General features: G+C 70.6%; 22 protein-coding genes, 1 tRNA gene, 1 pseudogene and 2 riboswitches. Of the genes and pseudogenes, 14 read left to right on the plus strand and 10 right to left on the minus strand.

Annotated elements, in window-relative coordinates; genetic code table 11:
- Positions 1-52: 52 nt before the first annotated feature.
- Together NBH00_RS11345 and NBH00_RS11350 are read left to right on the plus strand one after the other, a co-directional pair.
- The gene (locus NBH00_RS11345) at positions 53-505 is read left to right on the plus strand and encodes a hypothetical protein (RefSeq protein ID WP_254573440.1); all 453 of its coding nucleotides are present in this window, start codon (positions 53-55) and stop codon (positions 503-505) included.
- On the plus strand, positions 451-915 hold the full coding sequence (locus NBH00_RS11350) for a hypothetical protein (protein WP_254573441.1): 465 nt from the start codon (positions 451-453) through the stop codon (positions 913-915). The genes NBH00_RS11345 and NBH00_RS11350 overlap by 55 nt, the downstream gene beginning before the upstream one ends.
- Before the next feature lie 90 nt (positions 916-1,005).
- On the opposite strand, the gene NBH00_RS11355 is transcribed toward NBH00_RS11350, so the two are convergent.
- On the minus strand, positions 1,006-1,743 hold the full coding sequence (locus NBH00_RS11355) for an enoyl-CoA hydratase/isomerase family protein (protein ID WP_254573442.1): 738 nt from the start codon (positions 1,741-1,743) through the stop codon (positions 1,006-1,008).
- A 41-nt stretch (positions 1,744-1,784) separates the two neighbouring features.
- Here NBH00_RS11355 and NBH00_RS11360 point away from each other — a divergent pair, with 41 nt between their 5' ends.
- Genes NBH00_RS11360 through NBH00_RS11375 form a run of 4 tightly spaced genes read left to right on the plus strand, consistent with a single transcriptional unit; the run spans position 1,785 to position 6,700 of the window.
- Positions 1,785-2,414, plus strand: coding sequence for a TetR/AcrR family transcriptional regulator (locus NBH00_RS11360; RefSeq protein WP_254573443.1), 630 nt, complete (start codon positions 1,785-1,787; stop codon positions 2,412-2,414).
- A gap of 28 nt (positions 2,415-2,442) precedes the next feature.
- Positions 2,443-4,215, plus strand: coding sequence for an acyl-CoA dehydrogenase (locus NBH00_RS11365; protein ID WP_254573444.1), 1,773 nt, complete (start codon positions 2,443-2,445; stop codon positions 4,213-4,215).
- Positions 4,216-4,271: 56 nt separating this feature from the next.
- Positions 4,272-5,903: a flavin-containing monooxygenase gene (locus NBH00_RS11370; RefSeq protein WP_254573445.1), complete on the plus strand. Its 1,632-nt coding sequence runs from the start codon at positions 4,272-4,274 to the stop codon at positions 5,901-5,903.
- Entirely contained in the window at positions 5,864-6,700 is an 837-nt protein-coding gene (locus tag NBH00_RS11375; protein ID WP_254573446.1) for an alpha/beta fold hydrolase, read from the plus strand. Before NBH00_RS11370 ends, NBH00_RS11375 begins: the two co-directional genes overlap by 40 nt.
- 263 nt (positions 6,701-6,963) lie before the next feature.
- On the opposite strand, the gene NBH00_RS11380 is transcribed toward NBH00_RS11375, so the two are convergent.
- Positions 6,964-7,781 (minus strand): IS5 family transposase gene (locus tag NBH00_RS11380; protein WP_437126613.1). Its coding sequence is split into 2 segments (ribosomal slippage): positions 6,964-7,436 and positions 7,436-7,781, totalling 819 coding nucleotides; the frame shifts between segments, so codons are not numbered across the junction.
- Between the two features lie 134 nt (positions 7,782-7,915).
- Here NBH00_RS11380 and NBH00_RS11385 point away from each other — a divergent pair.
- Positions 7,916-9,169 carry an IS701 family transposase gene (locus tag NBH00_RS11385; protein ID WP_254569724.1) on the plus strand — a complete coding sequence of 418 codons (1,254 nt, stop codon included), beginning with the start codon at positions 7,916-7,918 and terminating at the stop codon, positions 9,167-9,169.
- Between the two features lie 273 nt (positions 9,170-9,442).
- Entirely contained in the window at positions 9,443-10,825 is a 1,383-nt protein-coding gene (locus NBH00_RS11390; protein ID WP_254573447.1) for a tyrosine-type recombinase/integrase, read from the plus strand.
- 234 nt (positions 10,826-11,059) lie between these two features.
- On the opposite strand, the gene NBH00_RS11395 is transcribed toward NBH00_RS11390, so the two are convergent.
- Positions 11,060-11,962 (minus strand): glycoside hydrolase family 16 protein, encoded by a 903-nt coding sequence (locus tag NBH00_RS11395; RefSeq protein ID WP_254573448.1) that lies wholly within the window; start codon positions 11,960-11,962, stop codon positions 11,060-11,062.
- 345 nt (positions 11,963-12,307) lie between these two features.
- Positions 12,308-12,389: riboswitch (cyclic di-GMP riboswitch) on the plus strand.
- 9 nt (positions 12,390-12,398) lie between these two features.
- On the opposite strand from NBH00_RS11395, the gene NBH00_RS11400 reads away from it, so the two are divergent.
- From NBH00_RS11400 to NBH00_RS11425, 6 genes are all read left to right on the plus strand, one after another.
- Positions 12,399-13,013: a hypothetical protein gene (locus NBH00_RS11400; RefSeq protein WP_254569725.1), complete on the plus strand. Its 615-nt coding sequence runs from the start codon at positions 12,399-12,401 to the stop codon at positions 13,011-13,013.
- Positions 13,014-13,084: 71 nt separating this feature from the next.
- Entirely contained in the window at positions 13,085-14,410 is a 1,326-nt protein-coding gene (locus NBH00_RS11405) for an EAL domain-containing protein (protein WP_254571063.1), read from the plus strand.
- A gap of 32 nt (positions 14,411-14,442) precedes the next feature.
- Positions 14,443-14,522, plus strand: a riboswitch (cyclic di-GMP riboswitch).
- Complete coding sequence (locus NBH00_RS11410; RefSeq protein WP_254571064.1) at positions 14,521-15,153, plus strand: PulJ/GspJ family protein; 633 nt, start codon at positions 14,521-14,523, stop codon at positions 15,151-15,153. It overlaps the preceding riboswitch by 2 nt.
- The gene (locus NBH00_RS11415; protein ID WP_254571065.1) at positions 15,150-16,502 is read left to right on the plus strand and encodes a prepilin-type N-terminal cleavage/methylation domain-containing protein; all 1,353 of its coding nucleotides are present in this window, start codon (positions 15,150-15,152) and stop codon (positions 16,500-16,502) included. The genes NBH00_RS11410 and NBH00_RS11415 overlap by 4 nt, the downstream gene beginning before the upstream one ends.
- A complete protein-coding gene (locus NBH00_RS11420) occupies positions 16,499-17,227 on the plus strand; it encodes a hypothetical protein (RefSeq protein WP_254571066.1) in 729 nt (242 codons plus the stop codon). The genes NBH00_RS11415 and NBH00_RS11420 overlap by 4 nt, the downstream gene beginning before the upstream one ends.
- A 106-nt stretch (positions 17,228-17,333) precedes the next feature.
- Positions 17,334-18,899, plus strand: a complete 1,566-nt coding sequence (locus NBH00_RS11425; RefSeq protein ID WP_254571067.1) for an RNA polymerase sigma factor — start codon at positions 17,334-17,336, stop codon at positions 18,897-18,899.
- A 42-nt stretch (positions 18,900-18,941) separates the two neighbouring features.
- On the opposite strand, the gene NBH00_RS11430 is transcribed toward NBH00_RS11425, so the two are convergent.
- From NBH00_RS11430 to NBH00_RS11460, 7 genes and pseudogenes are all read right to left on the minus strand, one after another.
- Entirely contained in the window at positions 18,942-19,748 is an 807-nt protein-coding gene (locus tag NBH00_RS11430; RefSeq protein ID WP_254571068.1) for a cupredoxin domain-containing protein, read from the minus strand.
- Between the two features lie 149 nt (positions 19,749-19,897).
- Positions 19,898-21,070 (minus strand): S53 family peptidase, encoded by a 1,173-nt coding sequence (locus tag NBH00_RS11435; RefSeq protein WP_254573449.1) that lies wholly within the window; start codon positions 21,068-21,070, stop codon positions 19,898-19,900.
- Between the two features lie 312 nt (positions 21,071-21,382).
- The gene (locus tag NBH00_RS11440) at positions 21,383-22,246 is read right to left on the minus strand and encodes a hypothetical protein (protein ID WP_254573450.1); all 864 of its coding nucleotides are present in this window, start codon (positions 22,244-22,246) and stop codon (positions 21,383-21,385) included.
- A 420-nt stretch (positions 22,247-22,666) separates the two neighbouring features.
- Positions 22,667-22,867 (minus strand): annotated as a pseudogene (locus tag NBH00_RS11445) (ATP-binding cassette domain-containing protein); the annotation flags it as partial.
- A 71-nt stretch (positions 22,868-22,938) separates the two neighbouring features.
- Complete coding sequence (locus NBH00_RS11450; RefSeq protein ID WP_254573452.1) at positions 22,939-23,850, minus strand: hypothetical protein; 912 nt, start codon at positions 23,848-23,850, stop codon at positions 22,939-22,941.
- Positions 23,851-24,548: 698 nt separating this feature from the next.
- Complete coding sequence (locus tag NBH00_RS11455) at positions 24,549-25,106, minus strand: hypothetical protein (protein WP_254573453.1); 558 nt, start codon at positions 25,104-25,106, stop codon at positions 24,549-24,551.
- Positions 25,107-25,485: 379 nt separating this feature from the next.
- Positions 25,486-25,558, minus strand: a tRNA-Gly gene (locus tag NBH00_RS11460).
- Positions 25,559-25,566 lie beyond the last annotated feature (8 nt).

The following is a 25,566-nucleotide window of genomic DNA, read 5'->3' on the forward strand; positions in this document are numbered from 1 at the left end:
TCCCCGGCGGAGCGCACCTTTCGGTGCACAAAAAGCCACCATCAGGTACGTCTTGTCATGGGTGTTTCGGACAGGGCAGAGCGATGACGCGCGCGGGGGCGTTCGCGATCGCGCGGCCGAAGCTACGATCGCGTTGTGGGCGGCGGTCACTTTGGTGCTGGTGGTGCAGGGGCTGAGCTTTGCGGCGCGGATCTCGCCGAGCTCGATCGAGGTGCCGGGCACGTCGAGTGAGAAGGCGCAGCAGGTCGCGGCGCGGTATTTCGGAATCGACGCGTCGATCTCAGTGCTTCTGGAGGGTCCGCGTGCGGATCTGGATCGGCAGGGGCGGCGGCTGGTGCGGCGGCTGCGGGTGCACAAGGACTATCGGGTGCTCTCACCGTGGGACCGCGGCGCGAAGATCCCTGAGCTGCGGGCACGTGAGGACGCGGCCCGGCTGCCGAGCCCGCACGCGTGGCCATCGCAGCCGCGCTGGCCGAACTGCCGCTGGGAGACATCGACCAGCTGACGTCCGACGTGCTCGCGGCCGCCCAGCCGGGAGCGGCCGCGGATGCCGCGACGCCAATCCTCCGCGACGTGGTGACGCTTCTGACGAAGCTCACCCAACAGGCGACGACCGGAGCCAAGGCGGCCCTGGCCGAGATGCCAATGAGCACCATCCCCGCATCTTTGGCCCAGCTGGTCCAACGCGCTCAAGCGGTGGTCAGCGATGCGGCCGGGGTCGTCTCGGGACTCCCAGCGGTCCAGGGCGTCGCGGTCGCCCCGCTGGCCGACGCGATCAACAGCTTGCTCGGCGTCTTCGCCGACCGGGCGGCTTCCATGGTTCCTGCGGCGCCGGCCACGGCGCCAGCGCCGACTGGGGGTCTCTTCAGTCAGATCATCGGGCTGCTGACCCTCGGGCGCCCGAACGGCGCCTGACGTCCTGTGGTGCCGGGGCCCGGGATCCGAACTTGTAAACCGCCCACGCCTACGCCTACGCCTATGGCGTGGGGCACGCAATGAGCTTCGCTACCCCCGGGGCGCCGGGCTCCGGCCGAGCCGGTCGGCCATGTCCGCGGGCAGTCCGTACGGCAGCGTCCGCTCGGCGTCGAGCGCCCGTCTGCGGGGCATTTCGGTGCTGTCACGCAAGAGGGCCTTGATGATCCTCAGCGCGTCGGCCGAGTTGGCGACGATCTCCGTTGTGAGCGCGGCGACCGTCTCGTCGAGGGCGTCGTCGACCGTAACTTGGTCGACGAGCCCGAGAGCGTGCGCCTCGGTTCCGGAAACGCGGCCGGCGGTGAACATCAGACGCTTTGCTGTCTGGACTCCGACCCGCTCCGGGAGCCGGACCGACATGCCCCACACCGGGACCAGGCCCCACGTCGCGTGGGTGTCGGCGAACCGGGACGATTCGGTCGCGACGAGCAGGTCGCACGCGAGCGCAAGCTCTAGACCGCCGGTGAGGCAGTGGCCGCGGATCGCCCCGATGACCGGTTGTGGCAGCCGCTCGACGGCATCGACGGCACGACCCTCCGCTTGGGCGTCGTGGTCACCGTCGGAGATGGCTTCGAGGTCGTGCCCGGCGCAGAACGAGCGCCCCGCGCCCGTCAGCACGACACACGCGACCGACGGGTCCGTGGCGATGGCGTCGACATGCTCGTGCAGGCGTCCGAGCACCTGCGGCGTGAGCGCGTTGAGCTTGTCGGGACGGTTGAGCGTCAGGGTCGCGACCCCTGCCTCGTCACGGCGGAGAACCAGGTCGTGCATGTTCTGAGAAGATATCAAAAGTTCTGATAGCTTCTCAAAAGATGCGACGGGCGACCCGCAGACACGTTCCGGCCGATGTGCGGCGCGCCGAGATCCTGGAGGCATGTCGGCACCTGTTCGCCGAACGCCGTTATGTCGCGCTGTCCACCGCGGACATCGCCAGGGCCTCGGGGGTGAGCTGGTCGCTCGTCGCGCACTACTTCGGCGACAAGGCGGGCCTGTACCGAGCGGTCCTGGAAAGCATCGTCGAGTCGACGCGCGAGCCGGATCTGGCCCAGGACACCCTCGAGGAGCGCGTCACGGCCCTCGTCGAGCACGGGCTCACCACGATCGAACACAGCAGGTGCTCGTGGCTGGCGGTCATCGGGGGCACGGAAGCCGAGCACCCCGACGGCATCCAGGAGATCGTCGAGCGAGGACGTGAGCGGTCGGCCGACCTCGCGCTTGCCGCGCTCGGCAAGGCCGCGGCCGACCTCTCGGAAGACCACGCGCGGGCCGTTGCGCGCGCCGCCGTCGGCCTCATCGAAGCGGGTGCGCAGGAGTGGCTCGTGCGCCACCGCCTGACGCGCGATGACGCCGTCGCGTTTCTGACCGCCAGCGTCATCGCGCTCGCCGACGCGGCACAGCAGTCCCTCGATCGACGGGCACCCCTTGGCAACATCGCTGCCTGAGCCCCAGACGACCGCCGCCGCGCTCTTGATGAGCGCCCGGGACCTGCGGTTCATGGTCAACGAGTGGCTCGACCTCGACGGCCTCGGCGAGCGTGAGCGGTATCGCGAGCACTCCCCATCGACGTTCGCGGACGTCCTGCAGCTCGCCGAGCGCATCGCGACCGAGCGCTTCGCGCCGCACGCACGACAAGCCGATCAGCAGGAGCCACAGCTGGAAGGAGACTCGGTCAAGCTCATCCCGGCGATCGGCGAAGCGCTCGCGGCCCATGCAAACGCAGGGTTCGTGGCGATGTCGCTCGACGAAGAGGTCGGCGGCGCGCAGATGCCGCACCTGCTCGAGACGGCGTGTGCCTGCTGGTTCAACGCCGCGAACGTCGGCACGACCGTCTACCACGGCCTCACCACCAGCGCCGCCCGGTTGCTGCTCACGTGCGGCTCCCCCGATCAGGTGCAGACTTGGGTTCCGCCCATGCTCGAGGGCCGGTTCCTGGGAACCATGTGCTTGTCCGAGACGGAGGCCGGCAGTTCGCTGGCCGACATCGCCACCCGGGCGGAGCCCCGACCCGATGGCACCTTCCGGCTGTTCGGCTCGAAGATGTGGATCGGGGCGGGAGAGCACACCATCGGCGAGAACATCGTGCACCTCGTCCTGGCCAAGTCCTCCGAGACGGCGGCCGGAACGGCCGGGATCAGCCTGTTCATCGTGCCGAAGTGGCTCGTCGACGCCGAGGGACGACCCGGCGAGCGCAACGACGTCGTCGTCGCCGGCATCAACCACAAGATGGGCCAGCGCGGCACCGTCAACACGCTGCTGTCGTTCGGCGAGGGCGCTCACCTCCCGACCGGCGAGGCGGGCGCCGTCGGCTACCTCGTCGGCGAGCCGGGCCGCGGCCTGGCCGCGATGTTCCACATGATGAACGAGTCCCGGTTGGGCGTTGGTGCCGCCGCCGCCGCCATGGGCTACACCGCCTACCTGCGATCGCTGCAGTACGCGCGGGAGCGACTTCAGGGCCGCGAGCTCGGCGTTCCGTCGACCTCGCCGCCCGTGCCGATCATTCGCCACGCCGACGTGCGCCGCATGCTGCTCAAGCAGAAGTCGTACGTCGAGGGCGGCCTCGCCCTCGTGCTGTTCGCAGCCCGGTTGCTTGACGACACGCTGACGTTGCCGACCGCACTGGAGCGCGAGCGCGCGCAGGTGCTGCTGGGAACGCTGACGTCGGTCGTCAAGAGCTGGCCCTCGCAGTGGGGCCTCGCCGCCAACGACCTGGCCATCCAGGTCTACGGGGGCTACGGCTACGCCCGCGACTACGACGTGGAGCGTCTGTACCGCGACAACCGGGTCAGCTCGATCTACGAGGGCACCCACGGCATCCAGGCGCTGGACCTCCTCGGGCGTCAGGTGTTCAAGAACGACGGCGCCGGGTTGCGGGTCCTGCTCGAGGAGATCGAAAAGACCGTCGGTCGCGCACGAGCGTGCGGCGGGCTTGCGGGCGGACTCGCCTCCGAGCTCGAGACGGTCGCGGGCGAGCTCGAGGCCACGACGGCGACGCTGGCAGCGGCTCCCGACGTCGCCCTGGCGAACGCGACCCTCTACATGGAGGCGTTCGGGCACATCGTCGTCGCCTGGCTCTGGCTCGAGCAGGTCGCGGCCGCCCACGGCGGCGAAGGTGACTTCTACGAGGGCAAGCGCAACGCGGCGCGTTTCTTTTACACCCACGAGCTGCCGCGCGCGCAGACCGGCCTCGGCCTGCTGGCGCGCGGAGACCGCCTGGCGCTGGACACCCCCGAGGCGTGGCTCTAGTCGCCGTGGGACTCCGCCATCACAGAACCACCTGATCCTTCACAGAGGAGAGACGAGTGACCACGCACACCACGAGGGAGACCGGCGACATCGACGTGCTCGATGCGCTGGTCGTCGGGGCCGGCTTCAACGGCCTCTACCAACTCGACCGGCTCCGCGAACGGGGCTTCGCCGTCAAGGTGTGGGAGGAGGCCCCCGAGCTCGGGGGTGTCTGGTACTGGAACTGCTACCCGGGAGCACGGGTCGACTCCCCGGGCCGCATCTACCAGTACTCACGGCCCGACCTGCTGCAGGGGTGGAGCTTTGACGAGGCCTATCCCGGCCGCGAGGAACTGCGCAACTACTTCGCCTACGTTGACGGCAAGCTGGACCTGAGCCGGGACGTCACGTTCAACACTCGCGTCACCCGAGCCGAATTCGACGAGGACACGCGCCGGTGGACCGTCACCTCCGCCGGCGGGGACGTGGCGAGCGCGCGCTTCCTCATCATGTGCACCGGGTTCGCGGCCAAGCCGTACATCCCGCAGATCGCGGGCCTGGAGGACTTCGCCGGGGAGCGCCACCACACCGCGCGTTGGCCGCAGGATGGCCTCGAACTCGCCGGCAAGCGCGTCGCGGTGATCGGCACGGGCGCCAGCGGTGTGCAGGTCATCCAGGAAGCCGGGAGTGTCGCCGAGCACCTCACGGTATTCCAACGCACGCCCAACATCGCGATCCCGATGCGTCAACGCCGACTCGACGACGAGCAGCAGCGCGCGTTGCAGTCCGAGCTCCCCGAACGGATGGCCCGCCGTTCCAAGACGTTCGGAGGCGGTGACTTCGATTTCCTCCCCCGACCGGGGAGCGAGTTGACGTTCGATGAGCGGCAGGCCGAACTGACCAAGTTGTGGGAGATCGGCGGCTTCAGCTTCTGGCTGGGGAGCTTCTCGGACCTCATCGTCGACATGGACATTAACCGCGAGGTCTACGAGTTCTGGCGCGACCGCACCCGCGAGCGCATCGCCGACCCCGCGCTCGCCGAGAAGCTGGCCCCTTCCGTCCAACCGCACCCGTTCGGCGTGGTGCGTCCCTCGCTCGAGCAGTCGTACTACGAGGTGTTCAACCGCGACAACGTGGCCCTCGTCGACGTCACTGAGACGCCGATCGAACGGATCACCGAGCACGGCGCCGTGACCAGCACCGGCGAGCACCGCATCGACGTGCTGGTGCTCGCCACCGGCTTCGACGCCGTCACGGGCGGTCTCACGGCCATCGACATCCGCGGCACGTCCGGGGAGACCCTGGGCGAGAAGTGGGTCGAGGGCGTCAGCGCCCACCTGGGCATCGCCACCTCGGGTTTCCCGAACCTGCTGTTCCTCTACGGGCCCCAGAGCCCTGGTGCCTTCTGCAACGGGCCCAGCTGCGCAGAACTGCAGGGCGACGCGATCGTAAACCTCCTCGAGAGCCTCAGGGACGACGGGCACACCCGTCTGGAGTCGACCGCCGAGGCCGACGAGGCCTGGCGGGGTCTCGTCCTAGGCATCGGTGAGCAGACCCTCTTCCGGCTGGCCACGACCGGCTGGTACGTCGGCGCGAACATCCCCGGCAAGAAGCAGGAACTCCTCCAGTTCGCCGGAGGCGTCCCCATGTACCTCGAGCAGGTGCAACAGTGCTCGACCCCCGACTACGCGGGATTCAAGGTGGCCTGACGATGCCGTATGTCAACGTGAACGGCCAGCGAATCGCTTACGGGGACACTGGATCGGGCGACGACGTGATCGTCTTCTCCCACGGCTTTTTCATGAGCCAGGCGATGTTCGCGCCGCAGGTCGCAGCTCTCGCGAACCGGTGGCGCTGCATCACGTGGGACGCCCGCGGCCACGGCGCGACCGAGGCGACCGACGATCCCTTCAGCTACTGGGACTCGGCAGCAGATCTTCTGGGCCTGCTCGATGCGCTCGGGATCGAAGAGGCCGTCCTCGCCGGGATGTCACAGGGCGGGTACGTCTCGCTTCGTGCCGCCCTCTCCGCGCCCGAACGCGTCAGGGCGCTCGTCCTGATCGACACGCAGTCCGGCCTCGACGCCGCCGAGAAGGCCGCGGGCTACGACCAGCTCATCGACGCCTGGCTCTCGCCCGACGGCCCGCCGGCCGAGGTGCGCGAGACCCTCAGCACGATCATCATCGGAGCCGGCCACTCCGGCGGCGCACGCTGGATCGACGAGGCCGCGTCGATCCCCGAAGCAACCGTCCGACAGATATACAGCACGCTGGCCACCCGCGACGACATCACCGAGCGCATCGGCGAGCTCACGATGCCGGCGCTGGTGGTGCACGGCTCCGATGACCTCGCCATCGGCGTCGACGAGGGGCGCGCGCTCGCCCAGAGGCTTCCCGCCGGTCGACTCGCGGTCATCGACGGGGCAGGTCACGCCGCGAACCTGACACATTCCGCGGCGGTCAACCTGGAGCTCGAGGCGTTCTTGACGGCGCAGGAGACGCCATAGGGCCGAGCCCCACCGAGGTGGTGCAGCGGTGCGTCTACGGCGGCGGGCCGCAGTTCGGGGGTTGGTGACCGCTTCGGTCTGGAGACCGAACCAGGCGACGAAGAGACCGCGATTCTCGGAAGGGGTGCGGCCCCGAGAACCGCGAGAGCCTCGGCGTGTCGATCCGCTTCGGAGGTCGACCGCGTCCACGGCACTCACCCTCGATCACCGCCACGGCGGCGCACCGGGATTCGTGCACGGTGGCCGCGGTCTTAGAAGGTCTTTCAAAATGAGGGCAGGCGCCGGAAGCAGAGGATCGCGCAGGCGAGGCTGAGGAAGGCCTCGTGGATCTCGGGGCGGCGTTCGTAGCGGATGCGTAGCCGGCGGAAGTTGTGTAGGTGCGCGAAGCCGCGTTCGACGACCCAGCGCTGACGACCGAGGCCGGAGCCGTGTGCGACGCCGCGGCGGGCGATCACGGGGGTGATTCCGCGGGCCCGGACCAGACGGCGGTGCTTGTCGTGGTCATAGCCTCGGTCGGCGAGCACGACGTCGGGCTTTTGGCGTGGTCGGCCGACCTTGCCGGCGACCGGACGGGCGTGCAGATCCTCAAGCAGCGGGATCAGCTGAGTGACGTCGTTGCGGTTGCCGCCGGTCAGCGAGACGGCCAGGGGGATCCCGCCGGCGTCGACCAGGAGGTGGTGCTTTGAGCCGTTGCGCCCGCGATCTACTGGGGATGGCCCGGTGTGGAGCCCCCCAAAAGCGCACGCACATGAGAGCCGTCAACGGAGGCGCGAGACCAGTCGATCACGCCCGCGGCGTTGAGCTTGACCAGCAGCTTCTGGTACAGCGCCTCCCAGACGCCGGCCTGCTGCCAATCGCGAAGTCGTCGCCAGCACGTGACCCCGGAGCCGTAGCCATACTCGCGCGGCAGATCCGTCCACGCGATGCCGGTGTGCAGCACGTGCAGGATGCCGTTGAGGACCAGCCGGTCATCGATCGCCTTGCGGCCCGGGTGACGACGGCGACGCACGCGGACGGGGATCAACGGCTCGATCTCCGCCCACAGCTCATCGCTGACTTCAAAGCGAGAGGGCACCTCCACGACCTCCAATCCTCGACGACACCGCCGACGGATTCCAGATCAGGAGACATAACCCTTCATTCCGAAACAGCTTCTTAGTAGTGCTCCGTTAGGTTGTTGCAGGAGGTTATGGAGTCTTGGCGAACTTCTTGTGCATGAGTTCGTCGGCGGGGCAGGTCAAGATCGGGTCGGTGGCCGGTCTCTCGGACAAGCAGCTGGCGCGGGTGCGGCCGCGGCTTGAGGCGTTCGCGGAGGACATGTTCGAGCCAATGGTGCGTCGCGATCAGCGGCGGTGGGGCGGCGTGTATCTGCGGGGGTTGATGCTCGATGGCAAGCGCAAGAGCATCGAGCCGATGGCTGCCCGCCTGGAAGATGGCGATGAGCAGTGCTTGCAGCAGTTCGTCAACCAGTCGCCGTGGCGGTGGGAACCGGTGCGTAAGCGCTTGGCGGTCCGGCTCAGCGAGGCGATCGTGCCGGCGGCTTGGGTGATTGACGACACCGGCTTTCCGAAGTTCGGCGACAAGTCAGTCGGCGTGGCGCGCCAGTACTCCGGCGCTTTGGGGAAGGTCGGCAACTGCCAGATCGGGGTCTCGATCACCGCCGCCACCGTGCACGCGTCGTGCCCGATCGACTGGCGTCTGTTCCTGCCCGAGTCGTGGAACGAGGACCCGCGCCGCGCCGGCTGCAAAGTCCCCGACGACGTCGTGCATCGGCCGAAGTGGCAGCTCGCGTTGGACATGATCGACGAGCTTCAGGCGTGGGGGCTGCAGGCTCCGCCGGTGCTCGGCGACGCCGCCTACGGTGACGTGACGGAGCTGCGCATCGGCCTGGAAGAGCGCGACATCCGCTACGTGCTGGACGTCAAGGGCACCACGTCGGCGCTCCCGGCCAGCACCGAGCCGCAGACGCCGACCTACGCCGGCAAAGGACGGCCGCCCGCGCCGCGCTACCGCCGACCGTTCAGCAGCGTCGCGGCTTTGGCGGCCGAGGTCGGCGAGGACGCCTATCTGCGGATCTGCTGGCGCCAGGGCACCAAGGGCGAGCTGGCCTCGCGCTTCACCGCGATCCGCGTGAAGCTCTGCAACATCAAGCTGCGCAGCGCCCACGCAGACGGCAATCTGCCGGTCCGGTGGCTGCTGGCGGAGTGGCCCGAAGGCAAGAGCGCCCCGACCGACTTCTGGATCAGCGACCTCCCCGACGACACGCCGATCGCGGACCTCGTCGCGCTGGCGAAGCTGCGCTGGCGGATCGAGCAGGACTACCGCGAGCTCAAAGACGCCCTCGGCCTAGACCACTTCGAAGGCCGCTCCTGGCCCGGCTGGCACCACCACACAACCCTCGTCTCCGTCGCGCACGGCTTCCTGACCCTGGAACGACTGCGGCGACCTCAACGCCGGGCGGCCGCCTGACCTCACTGTTCGAGGTCGTTCGGGAGCTGCAAACGCTCTTGGCCTGCTGGCACGGGACATGCCCGACCTGCCGCAGACGGCTGCCGCCCGACACCCCCTACCTCAACGACACCTAACGGAGCACTACTAGAACCCTGTGTTAATCGGCAAGAAGCCCTTGGTTAAGGGGTCGTTTCTGCGGTTCGCGACGGGTACGAGTGGTACTCGCAGATTTGTACGCTCGGACTGAGGGTCGGGAGTCCGACCTCTTTTCAGCCCCTCGATCACGTCGCCATGAAGCCCCGAGACCTTCCCGTGCCGGCCCTCTTCGTCGTCGAGACGAAGGACGGCTCGCCGGTCTGGGAGGCGAAGTGGCGCTCCAGCGGGGAGCAGGTCAAGCGCCGCCTCGGGCCGGCGTTGCTGCGGCGGCGCCCGGCCGACGATCGATCCGCCGGTGACGGCTGGCGGGCACGCTGGGAGGTCCCCGTCACGCGGAGCGGTCGACCGCAGCGCGGCAAGGACGGGACGCTCGGCGTCGACGAAGCCATCGCCCTCGCGGGCGAGCTCGTCGATCACGTCGAGGTGCAGCGTGCAGCTCAGCGCCGGGAGGCCGACCGCATCGCCGCCCTCGGCGGCCACGACCCGACGCTCGCCGAAGCCGCCGGGATCTGGCTCGACAACCGCGAGCGGGTCAAGGGGTTGCGCATCAGCACGCTGCGTGAGTACCGCTCGGTCGTGGACGTCCACCTCCTCACGTCGCCGCACCTGGCGGGCCCCATCGCCGGCATCACCACCGGGAAGGTCATCGACTGGCGCGACGAGCTCGACGCACGGCGCGACGAGGAGGGCGAGCGCATCGTCTCCCGGCGGACGATCAACAAGGCCCGCATGGTCCTCCACCGCATCTTCGAGTTCGCCTGCCGTCCGATCGACCAGAAGGGCTATGGCCTGCTCCTGAACCCGGTCAAGCACTGCGAGCCGCTCGGGGAGGAGCCCGCGCCCGAACGCGAGCCGCTCACGCCCGGCGAGGTCATGCTCGTCGTCGGCGCCCTGCGAGCCGGCAGTCACCGCGCCGCGCGCGCCCGCGGGGGCGCGACCTCCCGCAAGCCCGAGGCGCAGGTCGAGCGCGACCGCGAGAGCGAGCAGGACGCCGCCATGGTGATGCTGCTCGCGTTCTGCGGGCTGCGCGTGGGGGAGGCCGCGGCCCTCAGCTGGCGGCACATCGAGTTCGCCTCCTCCCGCCTGCGCATCGACCGCTCCTGGAATTCCACGAACCTCGTCGAGACCCCGACCAAGGCCGGCGAGGCCCGCTGGACCGTCGTCCCCGACCAGGTCGCCGCCGTCCTCGACGGTCTCTCGCGCCGCCCGTACTTCACCGGCCGCGACGACCTCGTCTTCTGCTCGGCGGTCGGCAAGCACGTCGACCTCCGCGCCTTCCGCCGCCGCTTCCGCGCCGCGTGCGAAGCCGCGGGGATCGACCGCCACATGCGCGTCCACGACCTCCGCCCCGGCGCGACCACCGACCTACGGAGCGTCTTCGACGCAGACGCCGTCCGCAAGCTCGTCGGACACAAGGACGCGCGGACCGCGCAGCGGTACGCGCACGCGCGCGATCAGTCGGACGCGGCGGCACGGTGGACGAAGTACCTCGACGACATGATCGGAGCGGGGGAGTGACGTTCACGACGTGGGTCCCGCCGCTTTGGACGAATCGACGGATACGGCGAGGTGATCCGAGCCTGGGACCGATGACCACTCCCCTTGACACGCCACACTCAGGGGCCGCGCAGGCGATGTTCGACGCCGTCGACAAGTCCGCGAGGGCATTACGACGGTCGCGGAGCACGCGACGTTCGTCGATGCCGACGAGTTAGCCGCGGCATTTAGATCGCCCGTGCCGCGACGTCGCGGCTACTCCCAGACGCGGACGTAGTCGATGCTCGTGGTGGCGGGAAGCGGGGTGGTGGCGGGGTCGAAGGCGTTGGTGCCGATGCCGAGCGCCTGGGTGAGGGCGATGATGAACGGCTGGTCGAACGGCTGGGGCTTGATGAGCGGCGATGCCGGGTTCCAGTCGTCGATGAGGCATGTCTGACCGTCGTAGATGATCTTCAGCGTGCTCGTCGTCCACTCAACCGCGTAGGTGTGGAAGGCGGCGAGGTTTGAGATCAGGCACGAGGTGTTGGTGACGTTCGGGTCGAAGGCGGCCGCGTTGTAGTGGATGTAGGGGATCGCGCGGTCGGGGTACTGGCTGTAGGCCTCGGCGATGTCGATCTCGCCTGAGCCCGGCCAGGCACCGTACTTGTACGGGTCCACGGGCCACAGCCACATGGATTCCTGCAGCCCGGCGACGGTCGCGGCGGGGAGCTTGGCGCGGACCTCGAAGCGGCCGTAGGCCTGTCCGAAGCGGCCGTAGGTGGAGACCATGCCGCTGGTGTACTGCGTGGTGAAGTTCCCGTAGGGGTCGGTGCAGGTGAACGGCGCCGCCTCCTTGCGGGCGGTGAGGTTCAGCGTCCCGCCGGCGACGGAGATGTTGTTCGGGCTGTTGACGAAGCACGCGGTGAGGCCGCTCGTGTAGCCGCTGTTGGCCGTCTCCTGGGCGATCCACTTGGACCCGTCCAGGCTCGTCCCGCCGAACTCGTCGTCGAAGGTGCACGTCCACGCGCTGCCGCTGCTCTTGTAGATCGTCGTCCCGCAGGTCGGGGCGGACGGCTTGGTGGGCTTGCCGGCGGCCTGGGCGCTCGAGGGAGCGCCGGCCGTGGCCACGCCGGCGGCGAGCAGGAGGCACAGCGCGGAGCGGCGGAGCGAGAAGTTCACGGGTGGTCCATTCGGTTTGGTGCTGCGGGGATGTCCCGACGCGCACCGGAGGTGACGATCTGCTTGTTGGGGCTTCGGCACCGCCGGTCCCATCCTTGAGCGTGCGGCCGAGCGGGCGCCGGCACCGAGCGCGGTCCGGCGCCGCGCGCGCATCCCCTAAGGCGGGCATCTTGTCGGATTCGGATCCTCGCTCTGCAACTCCCGCTGCCGCATCTCGGTCGCCGTCCGCCTCCCGGCGCGGGGGACCGCACGGCGGCGTTCTGGACGTTCGTTTGATCTGGGAAGTTGGGGCTGACCGAGCCCAGCGGCCCGTGTTGTCTGGCTTAGAGGCTTGTCCTCGGACCTACCCGATCAAGGCAAACCCGTTGCGAGGCGGGGACGCAAAGCCAGGGGTCTTCCACGGACGGAAGGCCGCCCAGTTGCCCAGGAGGCATCCATGTACCGCACGACGCTCACCACCATCGCCGCGACCCTCTCGGTCGCGCTCACGCCCGCCGCCGCGTTCGCGGCTGGGATCCCGGCCGGGTTCACCGCCGGCCCGCCCGCATTGGCCACGACCGCTGCGCCGTCGGGCACCCCGACCGCGACGAGCAACCCCGGTAGCGCGTACGTGCCGTCGGGCACGCCGACCGCCGACAACCACCCGACCGGGACGAGCAACCCGGGTATGAGCCACAAGCCCGCCGGCACGCCGGGGCCGAACGCGTCGGCCTCGAGCAAGGCGAAGGCCTACGGCACCTACTGCAAGGGTGAGAGCAAGCAGCCGGTCGACGGGCAGACCGGCACGCCGTTCAGCAAGTGCGTCACCGCCATGGCCAAGCTCGCCTCGGGCGTGACGAGCAACCCCACCAGCGCCTGCAAGTCGCTGAGCAAGAAGCACGTCGCCGGTCAGCACGGGACCGCGTTCAGCCAGTGCGTGAAGGCCGCCGCGAAGCTCGCCAAGGATCAGGCCGTCACGACCCCGGACCCGAGCACCGACCCGGCGCCCGCGACCGACCCGACGACGGACCCGGCCCCGACGGACCCGACGACGGCCACGAGCCGCCGCTGAGCAACGGCCTGTCGGCGGCGACCCCCGAAGGGTCGCCGCCGATCGCCGTGCGGTTCAACTCCACCTACGCGATGACGTCCAGCACCGACATCACCGAGGGCCTCACGATCGCCTATCAGCCGATGGTCGATCTGCAGACCGGGCGACCGTGGGCGTACGAGGCGCTCCTGCGCCCAGAGTCGGCCTCGCCGTCCGCGTGGCTTGCGAAGGCCCGCCGCGAGGGCGCCGGCCCGGTGGCCGAGGCGCTGGCGATCACGCTGGCCCTCCGCGGCGGTCGGCCACCCGGCGGCGCGCTGCTGGCGGTCAACGTCAGCGCCTCAGCGTTGGCCTCCGACGCGGTGCAGCGGATGCTGCCTCGTGATCTGTCGGGGCTCATCCTGGAGATCACCGAGAACGAGCTCGTGCTGCACGGCTCCTCGATCCAGACCCACTTGGACGACCTCCGTGGCCGAGGAGCCTTGATCGCGGTCGACGACGCCGGCGCGGGGTACGCGAGCCTCAGGCAGGTGATGCTGCTGCGCCCCGACATCATCAAGCTCGACCGCGAGCTCGTGTCCGGCGTGCACCTTGACCCGGCGAAGGTTGCGCTCATCGAGGCCCTCAGCCGCTTCGCTGTGCGCACCGGCGCGATGCTCTGCGCCGAGGGCATCGAGCACGAGGACGAGCTCGCCACGCTCGCCGACCTCGACGTGCCGATCGGCCAGGGCTTCTACCTCGCCCGCCCCCACGCCCGGTGGCCGACCGTCGCGCCGATGGCCGCGCTGGCCTGCCGGGAGGGCCTGGCCTCGGCGCTGCGCCACGGCGACCGGCCGCTCGGCGACCACGTCCAGATCCTGCAGGAGGCGCTCGCCGCCCGGCTGAGCAACTGCACCTCCCTCGCAGACCTCAACGCTACCCTTCCCCAGCTGCAGCTGCTGCTGCAAGCCGACGGCCTGAGCATCTCCCGCCTCGAGGACCCGGGCGGGGACCCCTACCTGCAGACCTGCGCCGGGTCCGTCTGGGAGGACGAGCCCTGCTATCGCGTCGCCGACTACCCGACCACGGGCGCGTTGCTGCGGACCGGAGACGCCGCCCAGGTCCTGCGTGGGGATACCGGCGCCGACGAGCACGAGCTGCAACTGCTGCACACCAACGGCCTGGCCGCACTGATGATGATCCCGCTGCGCGCCTGCGGACAGGCCGTCGGGCTGCTTGAGGTCTTCAGCAGTGAGGACCGGCCCTGGACCCGCCAGCAGCTCACGCTCGCGCGCACGGTCGCGCACCATCTCGCCACGCTCCTGCGTCATCTCCCCGCTCACGCTCAGGCGCGAGCGGTCGGGCATTCCGGGCACCCCCGGCTGACCACCTTGCGGGCGCTTCCCGCCATCGCCGCAAACGACACGACCGGGAAGGCCTGACCCGCCGCCCGAGCCTGTTCGGGCCCGTTGACACCGACCAAAGGCAAACCCGTCGCGAGGCGGGGACGCAAAGCCAGGGACCTCACCACGGTGAGGCGGCCCAGCCGCTCATGACCCTCCACCCCCCTCCAGCCCCCCACCCTCCATCCACCCGCCGTCGTGATGAGGCCGGCTTCACGCTCGTCGAGCTCCTCGTCACGATGCTCGTCGGCGTGGTGATCCTCTTCGCCGTGCTGTCGCTGCTGGACGGCTCGGCCGTGCACGAACTCGCCGTGGCCGGAAGGGTTGCCGGGACCGACGACGCTGACCAGACGATCGCCCGGATCGGCGACGACGTGCGCCAGAGCTTCGCTGTCGCCCCGTGGACCAGCAGCCCGACGACGCCGAGCGACACGCTCGATCTGCAGGTGCTGACCCGCCAGTCGGACGGGGCGATCGCGCTTCACACGATCCGGTGGGACTGCGCCGCGCCCGCCGGTGCCGCGACGTGGGCATGCGTACGACGTGACCTCACTGCCGGGACTGCCGACCAGCCGGCCCCGGGGCAGTTCACCGTCTCCGGGGTCAGCGCGTTCACCGTGCTCGCCCCCGTCAGCGGGGCCGGCGGGCTGCCGAGCGTCCGGGTGCGGCTGTCGGCGCCGATCGCCTCGCGGCCGGCCACCGTCGACTTCGACACGACGTTCGTGCCGCGCAACTGCCAGACCATCCCGCTGACCGTCGGGAGTGACTGCCCATGGCCATGAGACGCGTCCGGGGTGAGGCGGGGTTCGGGCTGATCGAGGTGCTCGTCTCGATGCTCGTCCTCGGCCTCGGGATCCTCCCGGCCTACGAGGTGTTCACCCGCGGGCACCAGACCGCCGCGACCTCGCAGAACATCCAGATCGCCTCCGACGTGGGCACTGCGGCGATCGAGCAGCTCCGCGCCCGGCCGTGGTCGACGCTCAGCACCGCCGCCGTCCGCCACACCGCCCCGCCCGCCGATGCGGTGGATCCCGGCCGCGTGAGCAACGGCTCCTACACGTTCACCGACAGCACCGGCACCCAGGTCACCGAGCCGCTGGTGCCGTACTCCACGGACCCGACGGCACCGGCGGATTACGAGCGCTTCGTGGTGCAGACCGACAAGGGTCCTCGGACGTTCGATGTGTGGCGCATTGTCAGTTACCGCCAGGAGAGCTGCCCGGTCCTTGACCTCAGCCGGCTCGCGGACACCATCACCAGCGTCCAGGCCGCGATCGCCGCGCTCACCGCCTCCAGCGGAACCCAGAACTTCCTCTACCAGCTCGTCGGGAGCACCGGCACCGGCGGCCTCTTGGCGAAGATCGTGACCGACACCACCGGTGCGCAGGCCAAGCTCACCTCGACGGTGCTGGCCCTGCTCGGATCAACGCTCGGCGCCAAGACGCAGGCCGCGCTCAGCACGAGCCTGGATGCGATCCAGGGCGGGACGGCGCCACTGCAGACCGCGGTCGCCGGGCTGCGCAGCGCGCTCACCAGCCTCTCAAGCGGCCTTGACCCGCTACGGCAGAAACTCACCGCGGGAACCACCACAGCGGGACTCACCGGCACGCGCGTTGATCTGTGCCAGCTCCCGGACAGCACCACCCTCCCGGACCTGCGCGACCTCGCCGCCATCAGCCAGGCGCTCCCGACCCTCACCACCCAGCTCGCCACCCTGACCTCGACCTCGACGACGCTGGATCAGAAGGTCACCGACCTCTCGAGCTCGCTCGATAACGTGGTGCTCGGCGTGGCCGACAGCCTGCTGAGCACGATCTCCTCCCAGGACGACGCGGTCACCGCCGCGGCCGGCTCGGTCACGCTCAGCGGCAGCCTCGGCGTCAGCGCCGCCGACGGGCGCACCGTCACCGCGACCGTGAGCACCCAGACGAGCGTCGACCTCGGCACGCTCGCCAGCACCCAGACCGACCGCGCGAGCGCGCTGCTCGCCGTGCTGAACACCGGCAGCGCCCACAACACCGTGCGCGTCAGCATCGCCGTCCGGCCCGTCTCAAGCAGCCCCGACATCGGGCCCCGCAACTACATCTGGCTGACCACCGTCATCACCAACCCCGACGCCCACCTGTTATGACCCGCAGGCCCACGTCCTCGAGCACTGATGCGGGGTTCACGATGGTCGCGACGATGATCGTCCTGTCGATCGTGCTGCTGCTCGCCGGGACCGCGATCGCCGTCGCCGTCTCCGGCCTGCAGCGAGCGACCCCCGCCCGCGACAGCGAGAAGGCCCAGGCCGCCGCCGATGCCGGCGCCGACATCGCCGGCTACCGCATGAGCAAGACCCTGATCGCCCCCGAGAGCGACGGCCTGCTCGGCCTCGCCACCGGCACGCTGCGCACCCTCGGCTGCGTCGGCGTGCAGATGAACGACGCCAGCACCACCAGCATCCCCGCCCAGCCCGCCACCACCGCGACCGTCAGCACCCCGCTGGCCACCCTCAGCACCACCACCGCCGGGGTCCAGGTCGCGCCGATCTCCGCGGGCAACAACTTCTGCCAGATGACCACTGAGCAGCCCCTCTCCGACGGCGAGTCCTACCGCTACGCGATCTCCACCACGATCACCCTCCCCAGCACCGTCGCCGCCTCCACGAGCATCCCGGCCGGGCAGCTGATCGTCCGGCAGGTCTCCGCGATCGGCCACGCCGGCCACACCTACCGGCGCGTGATCGTCTCCTACTGGCTGAACCTCAGCACCCCTACCCACCCGTTTGTGCGCCGCCACTACACCCGCTGCCCGCCGCTGCCCGCCGGCGCGACGGACCCCTTTGCCAGCTGCCCCACCAACCCGGGATACTGACCCCGATGCCGACCCGGCGCCTGCACTCGCGCGACTCGCCCCGTTCGGTGCAGATGCGGACTGACTTCAGCGCGTGCGGGGTGTTGTCGATACATGGGACGTGGCCGTGAGCCCACCACACACCCTCCCCTCGCCGACGGGCCTGCTCGCCCGGCGCCTACCCGTGCGCTCGAGCGCGGTCCGGGCGGACTGCACGCTGTTCTCGCAGGTCTACCGCGAGCACCATCAGGACCTGTACCGGTACATCCGCTCGATCCTCCGCGACCCGGCCGACGCCGAGGATGTCCTGCAGAGTGTGATGGTCAAGGCGATCGTCGCGCTCCAACAGGAGGACCGCGACTTCGAGCTGCGTCCGTGGCTGTTCCGGATCGCCCACAACGAAGCGATCAACCGCATCCGCCAGCAGCGCCCGACGAGCGAACTGGACACCACACACGCCAGCAAGGGCCCGCCGACGAGCGACATGGTCGCCGACCGCGACCGCCTCAAGCAGCTCTGGAGCGACCTGACGCTGCTCCCCGACCGCCAGCGCCAGGCGCTCGTGCTGCGCGAGCTCAGCGGCCTCTCCCACCAGGAGATCGCCAAGGTCCTGGACTGCGCCCCGACCGTGGTCAAGCAGACGATCTTCGAAGCCCGCACCGCCCTGGCCGAGCTCGCCGAAGGACGCGCGATGCAGTGCGATGAGATCCAGCGCAAGCTCTCCGACGGCGACGGCCGCGTCCGCCGCGGCCGGCGTATGCGCGGCCACCTCGCAAGCTGCTCCGCCTGCCGTCACTTCGACCTCGCGCTCACCGCACGGCCCCAGGAGCTCGGCGCCCTCTTCCCCGTTCTGCCCGTTGCCGCGAGCGCGGCGCTGCTCGGCCACCTCTTCCACACCGGCGGCGCCGCCGCCAAGGGCGGCGCCCTCACCGCCGGCGCCGGCGGGGCCGCCGGAACGACCAGCACCGTCGCCGCCGCCATCACCACCAAGATGGCCGTCCTGGCCGCGACGGGCGTCGCCGCCGCCGGGGCCACCGGCGTCGCGGTCCATCACCACGCCACGACCCACCCGGCGCCGCGGACGTCCATCAGCTCCAACGGACCCGCCAACACGGCCGGGCACCGCGCCGCGACCTCCGGTCCTGCAGCCACGCCACCGGCGACCGCGGGGACGAGCCGCCGCGCAGCCTCCAGCCGCGCGTCCGGACCGACGACGGCCGGCGGCGACTCGACCCACAACATGCCGCAAGCGCACAACAGCGCGACGGGCGCCCCGTCGCAGACCACGGCCGCACATCAGCCCTCCGCGTCGCCGACGAGCGTCCCCGCCGCCCAGCGTCCCGCGCCGACGCGGATACGCCCGGTCACCGCGACACCTTCGGCGCCCGCCCCGACGACCGTGACGCGCCCAAATACCGCGACACGTCCGCCGACGAGCACCGGAACGGCAGCAGCGCCGACGACGACCGCGCGTCCGCTCACCACCACAGGGCCGACCGCCGCACCGACGACACCCACAACCACCGCGCCCGTCCCGTCGTCATCCACAACCACAACGCCGACGGCATCTGCGAGCGCCCCGACCACCACTTCCACGACCGCACCGACCACGCCCACCGTCCCGACCAGCGGCGGTGGCAGCGGCACAGCCCCTCGCTCCGGCCCCGGGGCCGGCGGCACCGCGGCCGGCTGACCGAGTCCGTCCGCACGGCGTCCCGACGCCCCCCGGGGCCGATCAGGGCGCGAGCAACGTCACGTGCGCAGTAAACGTCTGCCCGCCGAGCACGACCACGACCCGGAAACGGATCCGCCCTACCCGGCGCAACGCGCGAAGCCCACTCCTGGCGAGCTTGGCCTTGGCCAGCACGTGGCCCGTCGAGGACGCAATGAACCGCACCGGGCCGACCCGGACTCGCCTGCGGACGGCGCCGACCCTCAGCTGCTTCACGCTGCGCAGCGCGAACGTCCCGCCGCTCGACGGCGTCGCCCTGAAGCGGTAGCGGAACCGGCCGTGAGCGGACACGCGCAAACGCCGCGGCGAGGAGGCGAACCCGGCCGTGGGCGAAGGGGTCGTGGTCGCGCCAGCGCCGCCGGTCGTCGTCGATCCACCGGTCGTGCTCGCCTGCCCGCCGGAGGTGGTGGTACTCGTCGTCGGCGAGGTCGTTGTGCTCGTGGTCGTCGTGCCCCCGGTCGACGTTGACGTGGTGCCAGTGCTCGTTGTCGTGGTGCTCGCCGCCTGCACGATGACCGTGCCGGTCATCCGCGGGTGGACCTCGCAGTAGAAGCCGAAACTCCCGGCACTCGCGAACGTCCGGTCGTACGTCCACGAGGAGCTCAGCGGCGTGACCGCCGCGGCCTCACCGTCGAAGCGCAGGTTGTGCGTGCCGTCATCGGTGTCGGAGAAGTGCACCGTGTCGCCCGCGGTGACGGTGACGGTGCTCGGACTCCAGGTGTTCGAGCTCGTCGCGCGAATGGTTGGCGTGGAGGCGAGCGCCGGCAGCACCGCGCAGGCAAACCCGAGCACCGCGACGACCACAAGCACCGGCCAGGACCGAAAGCGGCCGACGTCATCAGACCGAGAGAACGACATATCCCCTCAACAACGCCGAGCACCCAACGTTGGAAGGATTTCCCGCGATCAACAGGCGCCGGCGGTGCCCGGTACGCCGGGCGCCGCCGACACGGTCGGTGCTAGAACGCGCCCACGCCGTTGGGGGTGCCGAGGCCGGTCGGGCCGTCGAAGCCGGTCGTCGCGGTGCAGAGGTAGCTCCCGCCGCAGGTGCCGTTGCTCCCCGAGGTCACGTCGAACAGATCGCTCGTGTGGAGGTACGGGTAGGAGCCGTCGCTGACCGTGTTGCCCGCGAGGGCGTACACCCCGGCGATCACGGGCGCCGACACGCTCGTGCCGCCGAACACGAGCCAGCCACCCGATCCGCGGAAGGAGTCGTAGACCGCCACGCCGGTGTTGGGGTCGGCGACCGCCGAGACATCCGCGACCGTCCGCTTCGAGCAGCCGGTGTCCTTCTGCCACGAGGGCTTGGCGATGTACGCCGAGCAGCCGCTGCCGGCGCCCGACCAGGCCGTCTCGGCCCAGCCCCGGGTGCTCGCGGCCCGCTTCAGCGACGTGCCGCCGACGGCGGTGACGTACTGCGAGGCGGCGGGGAACTCCACGCCGTACCCGTTGTCACCCGAAGACACCGTGACGGCGATCCCGGGGTGGTTGTAGTGGGACTGGTCGGTGACCTCGGAGGCGTACTCGCTGCCGCCGTAGCTGTTGGAGATCGTGGAGGCCCCAAGCGCCGCGGCGGTGTCGACCGCCGTGCTCAGGTTGGCGAAGCTGTTGGTCTTGGCCTCGACCAGCAGGATCTTGCAATTCGGGCAGACCGCCGACGCCATGTCCACGTCAAGCGAGATCTCCTGCGCCCACCCGCCGTCAGCACGGGGGTAGGAGCCCTGCACCCCGGCCTGGTTGACCTTCTTGAAGCAACCGTTTGCGGTCGTGCACGGCGACAGTCCGTACTGCGCGCGGTAGACCCCGAGGTCTGACTCGGCGTTCGGGTCGTCGTAGGCGTCGACGATCGCGATCGTCCGCCCCGCACCCGCCGTGGCCGACGGCAGCACGTACGCGGCCTGCAGGTCGGCCGGCCCGTAGCCCGACGGCGTCGCGGTGGCCAGCGGCGCGCCCGACCCGTCGGTCACGACCTGGGAATCGCAGTGCGCGAACCCGGCCGGCGCTCCGGGACAGACCGCCTTGTGCGCCACCCCCTGCGCCGACGGCGCCGCGACCGCGGCCGAGGCCGAGGCCAGGGAGAGGATGAGAGCGGCGACGGCCGTTCGGCCGGTACGACGAGCGGTGACGAACATGTGAAGACCCCAGGGTGGAAGCTACGACGCAGGCCCAGCGACCTGGCTCTGACAGCCATCGGCAGAAACTGTGCTGGGCTTGAGCCCGCTGCCGGGGGCGTTGCCGACGCCGTGCGCGACGGCCCACCGCAGGGTCATGAGCGGCTCCGACGGCGCGGAGGTGCGGCGCACCGACCGGAGCCACTCATGTCCTCAGCCGCCGCTGAGAGGCAGGCGACCGCGCTTGCGGCGTAGCGGGGGTTGCCGCAGAGCGGTCGGTGCATCCAGGGGCGGCCGAACGGCCTTTACGTGCTCGCGCGGCCACCCAGGATCTCAGCTTCCGGGCTTGCCGGTGGGGTGCGACGGCGGGGTCGGGCGGTCGTTGTGCATGGTGCGCGCGTCGGTGCGGGCGTGGGTGACGACGCTCGTGACGTAGCTGCGGATCGAGGCCGGCATGCGGTCCGAGAAGCGGCTGAGGATATCCGCCAGCGTTCCGTGCTCGGCCGTGACCGCGTCGTAGGCCTTGGCCAACCCCGGCTTGGCCGCGTCCGGGGTGGACGAGGCGCTGAGCAGCTCCTTGAGCTTGTCGGCGGCCGTGGTCTGGCCGTTGACGTCGCTCTTGAGCGCCGTGGCAAGAACCTGCTTGTTCTCCGGGGTCACCGCGTCGCTGACCAGCGCCTTGGCGTCGGCGGTGATCTCACCGGAGCGATCGGTCGAGAGCGCCTGCACCGCGTGCGCAAGTCCCGTCTGCGCCTGCGGCGGTGCGGTGAGCGTGACCGCGGTGAGGACGGCGATCGCCTTGTCGCGGCCCTTGGTGTCCGTCAGCGCGGCCTGCGCGACCTTGCTCTGCACCGCGCCGTGCGTGCGCGGCAGCAGCTTGGCGAGCTTGACGATGTTGACGTCCTGCTGCTCTGCGACAGCGGCCTCCGCGTCGGCTGCGAGCGCGCGGTCGGCGGCCCCGGTCGACGCGTGACGCGCCTGGGCAGCGGCCGAGCGAGCCAGCCCCATCTCCTTGCGGCTGCTCGTGAACGCCGACGTGCCGCGGGTCACATCGCCGCCCTTGAACAGGCTCAGCGCATGGGTGAGCGCGCTGTCGGCCTTGCTGGTGTGGCTCATCGCGGCGTCAACGCCGGTCTGCACATCGGCGGCCGACGCCCCGGCCGGAACAGCGAGCGCCGCGACGGCGGCGACGGACATAAGAGATGACTTGCGCATCTTCACTCCTTGACTTAGCACTGCAGGTTGACCCTTCTCAAGTAGTACAACGGGCCAAGAGCGGCAAGGTTGGGTAGACCGCTTGCCGCTGGACCGGGCGACCCTCGCCCGGCGATCCACGAGGCACCGGAGGGGTCCTCACCTTTTGGCGGCCGGTGGTGTTGACGGGCTGGGCAGCCGAGCCGGAGCGGGGACCGCCCGGGGCCCGACGACGCACGAGATCTCGCGCACGGCCTTCCCCTCGCGTGCAGGCAGCCGGACCGGGCGTCGCCCGGCTTGAGGCAGATAGTTCTTCGCGAGCTCGGGCTGAAGCGATGGCGGGTTCGTGAGGGCGCGGTCGTCACCGGCTCGCATACGAGCACGCGGCGGAGCCGTCTCTACCTGGCTGAGAAGGCGGCTACGTCAGGCTGCGCGCGTCGCCGCGCGAAGTGCTTCAGCGGCGACTGCGCTGACGTCGGTGTCCTTGGGTGCAGCGCGGAGCTCGAGCGCGCGGAGCGTCTCGCCGGCCATCGGGATGCGGCCGCTCGCCGGGTCGAAGAAACGGACGAGGAGGTTCACCATCATTGCCTTGCCGACGCCGGTTGGCCCGACGATCGCGACCGTCTCACCCGCAGAACCGGTGGCCGGCCTTGTAGGAGAAGCTCAGACCCACGGCAGCAAATCGGATCGCACCTTCATCGCGCGCGCAGGAGCACGGTGCGCCGTGCCGTCGCCGTCGTGCCGTCCAGGGTCCTCGCGCTGAGGGACACGCGGAGGGCCAGGTGGCCGCCGCGGGTCAGCGCACGGCGGGCACGCGCGTCCAGCGCGAGGCGCACCGTGAGCGTCGTGACGGGGACGTCGCGCCGAACTGCGGTCGCGACGGTGCGCCCGCGTCCATCCCGGATGCGCAGGCGCAGCGTGTCCAGCGGTCGCCGCACCGTGACACGGGCCCGTGCAGCCGAGCTCCCGGCCTGCGCGACGGTGAACGACGCGACCGCGGCGCCTGTTCCCCGCGCGCCGTTGCTCGAGGTGGACCCGGTACCGCCGATCGTGCCGGTGGCGCCGCTCGCAGTCCCGTTGTTGCCGCCGCCGCCGCCGCTGCCGCCGCTCGTGCCCGGGCCGGAACCAGTCGGCAGGGCCGGGGGCGGCGGGGGCGGCGCCAGGTCGTAGGAGATGGCGTAGGTCGGATCGTCGCCGCCCGAGTCCATCGCGATGACGTAGCGGCCCGCCTCCGGAAACGTCCAGTCGAACGTCTCCTCGGAGTAATCGTCGGTCACGGGGCCGCTACCGGCCCCGCTGCCCTCCCCACCGAGCTGCCCGCCGTCGAGGTCCAGCAGCGACGCGTACACCGGACAGCCGGTGAGGTCGAGGGAGAGACACGGCGAGACCGTGTTGCGTAGGTCGAACCGGTAGGTCGTCCCCGGCGTCGGGATGTCGAAGAGGAGGTAGTCCACGTCCGTCTCGCTGACAAACCGGCCGTCGTAGACCGTCCCGGGCCCGATCGGGCCGTAGCCCGTGGCGATCGTGTCCGCCGGGACGCCGCCAACATCTGCAGCAGCCAGCGCGCTGCTCGCGAGAAGGACAAGGACAGCGGATGCGCCCAGCAACCGCCGGGTCCCTCTCATACGGCGCGGCCCGCCGGCACGGTCCGGAGCTCGCCCGGCACCCCGCGCCCTCGCGCGGGGCGCGGCATGACCGGGCCGGGTTGCAGAGCCCGAACCCGGGGTGCCAGCGGACTGCGCCGGACGGCGCGCACCACGATCGTGACGGCCCCCAAGAGGACCGCGGCGCCGCCGCCGAGGATGACCAGCGGGATCAACACCGCCACACTGAGGCCCCAGATCACGAGCCGCAGGAGCTGCTGGAGGGAGGTCCGGCGCTGAAGAGAAAGCATCAACAAGGAGGGACGGTCAGGGGCACGTGCTGACAACGCACAACACCAGCAAAGGTTGGTCGTACATCCCACGCGGGACGATCAGCCAGCTTCAAACGGGCGACTCGTCCCGCGGCAAGATATTCCGCACCGTCGGCAGGCTCGAGGAGGCTCGCCGGCACCAAGCCCCTCACGGCGAACGGCCCCGGAAAGCGGTGCGCATTCCTTGGGAACACACGGTCGCGAGCGGCCCCGCCGGCGGTGAGGTGCGGGGTGCCGGACGGAGCCACTCGTGGCCACAGCCGCCGCTGAGAGGCGGGCGGCCGCGCTCGCGGCACTTCGGGGGATGCCGCGGAGCGATGGGTACATCCCAGGGGCCGGCCGGCCGGCCGGGCGACGGCGTGCGGTGCCCGGTCGGCCAGCCCGCGGACGTCAGCTTCCGGGCCTGCCGGACGGATGCGACGGCGGGGTGGGGCGGTTCTCGTGCATCGTGCGCGCGTCGGTGCGGGCGTGGGTGACGATGCTCGTCACGAAACTGCGGATCGAGGCGGGCATGCGGTCCGAGAAGCGGCTGAGGATGTCCGCGAGGGTGCCGTGCTCGGTGCTCACCGCGTCGTAGGCCTTGGACAGACCGGGCTTGGCCGCGTCCGGGGTGGACGACGCACCGAGTAGCTGCTTGAGCTTTGCGGCGGCCGTGGTCTGGCCGGTGATGTCGGCCTTGACCGCGGTGGCGAGCGTCTGCTTGTTGGCCGGCGTCACGGCGTCGCTCACCAGCGCCTTGGCGTCGGCAGTGACCTCCCTTGAGCGATCGGTGGAGAGCGCCTGCACAGCATGCGCCAGACCGGCCTGCGCCTGCGAAGGAGCCGCGAGCGCGACGGCGGCGAGGACGGCGAGCGCCTTGTCGCGGCCGGTGGTGTCCGTCAGGGCGGTCTGCGCGACCTGGTTCTGCACCGTGCCGTGCGTGCGGGGGAGCAGCTTGGCGAGCTTCACGATGTTTGCGTCCTGCTGCTCGGCGACGGCGGCCTGCGCCTCGGCGGCGAGGGCGCGGTCAGCGGGGGTGCTTGCGGCATGGCGGGCCTGGGCGGCGGCCGAGCGACCGCCTGCTCCTGCGGCTCGCCCTCAGCGCCGTGATCGTCATCGGCGCCGTGATCCTCGCGGTCCGCGCCTCGCGCCGGCTCCGGTAGCCGAGCGCCACCGCTCGCCCCAGCGCCGTCGTCGCCCCCATCGCGGTACGCGAACGCACGCCATGACGCGCGCGTGTACGCCAGATCGCGAAGTGGTACTCGCAAGCGGTACTCGCACTCAAACCCGCCCGATCTACCCCACCTGGACCAAAAGAAAAGCCCCGCTTTTGCGGGGCTTTCCTACAAGCGGGAGACGAGGCTCGAACTCGCGACCCTCAGCTTGGGAAGCTGATGCTCTACCAACTGAGCTACTCCCGCGTGGGGCG

The organism is Paraconexibacter antarcticus, from assembly GCF_024220175.1.
Lineage (GTDB): Bacteria > Actinomycetota > Thermoleophilia > Solirubrobacterales > Solirubrobacteraceae > Paraconexibacter > Paraconexibacter antarcticus.

Bases quoted from the DNA above. Each gene is read 5' to 3' on its own strand.
- NBH00_RS11355 (WP_254573442.1), bottom strand. From the start codon at position 1,743: ATGCACGACCTGGTTCTCCGCCGTGACGAGGCAGGGGTCGCGACCCTG.
- NBH00_RS11360 (WP_254573443.1), top strand. From the start codon at position 1,785: ATGCGACGGGCGACCCGCAGACACGTTCCGGCCGATGTGCGGCGCGCC.
- NBH00_RS11365 (WP_254573444.1), top strand. From the start codon at position 2,443: ATGAGCGCCCGGGACCTGCGGTTCATGGTCAACGAGTGGCTCGACCTC.
- NBH00_RS11385 (WP_254569724.1), top strand. From the start codon at position 7,916: ATGAGTTCGTCGGCGGGGCAGGTCAAGATCGGGTCGGTGGCCGGTCTC.
- NBH00_RS11390 (WP_254573447.1), top strand. From the start codon at position 9,443: ATGAAGCCCCGAGACCTTCCCGTGCCGGCCCTCTTCGTCGTCGAGACG.
- NBH00_RS11400 (WP_254569725.1), top strand. From the start codon at position 12,399: ATGTACCGCACGACGCTCACCACCATCGCCGCGACCCTCTCGGTCGCG.
- NBH00_RS11405 (WP_254571063.1), top strand. From the start codon at position 13,085: ATGACGTCCAGCACCGACATCACCGAGGGCCTCACGATCGCCTATCAG.
- NBH00_RS11410 (WP_254571064.1), top strand. From the start codon at position 14,521: ATGACCCTCCACCCCCCTCCAGCCCCCCACCCTCCATCCACCCGCCGT.
- NBH00_RS11415 (WP_254571065.1), top strand. From the start codon at position 15,150: ATGAGACGCGTCCGGGGTGAGGCGGGGTTCGGGCTGATCGAGGTGCTC.
- NBH00_RS11420 (WP_254571066.1), top strand. From the start codon at position 16,499: ATGACCCGCAGGCCCACGTCCTCGAGCACTGATGCGGGGTTCACGATG.
- NBH00_RS11435 (WP_254573449.1), bottom strand. From the start codon at position 21,070: ATGTTCGTCACCGCTCGTCGTACCGGCCGAACGGCCGTCGCCGCTCTC.
- NBH00_RS11440 (WP_254573450.1), bottom strand. From the start codon at position 22,246: ATGTCCGTCGCCGCCGTCGCGGCGCTCGCTGTTCCGGCCGGGGCGTCG.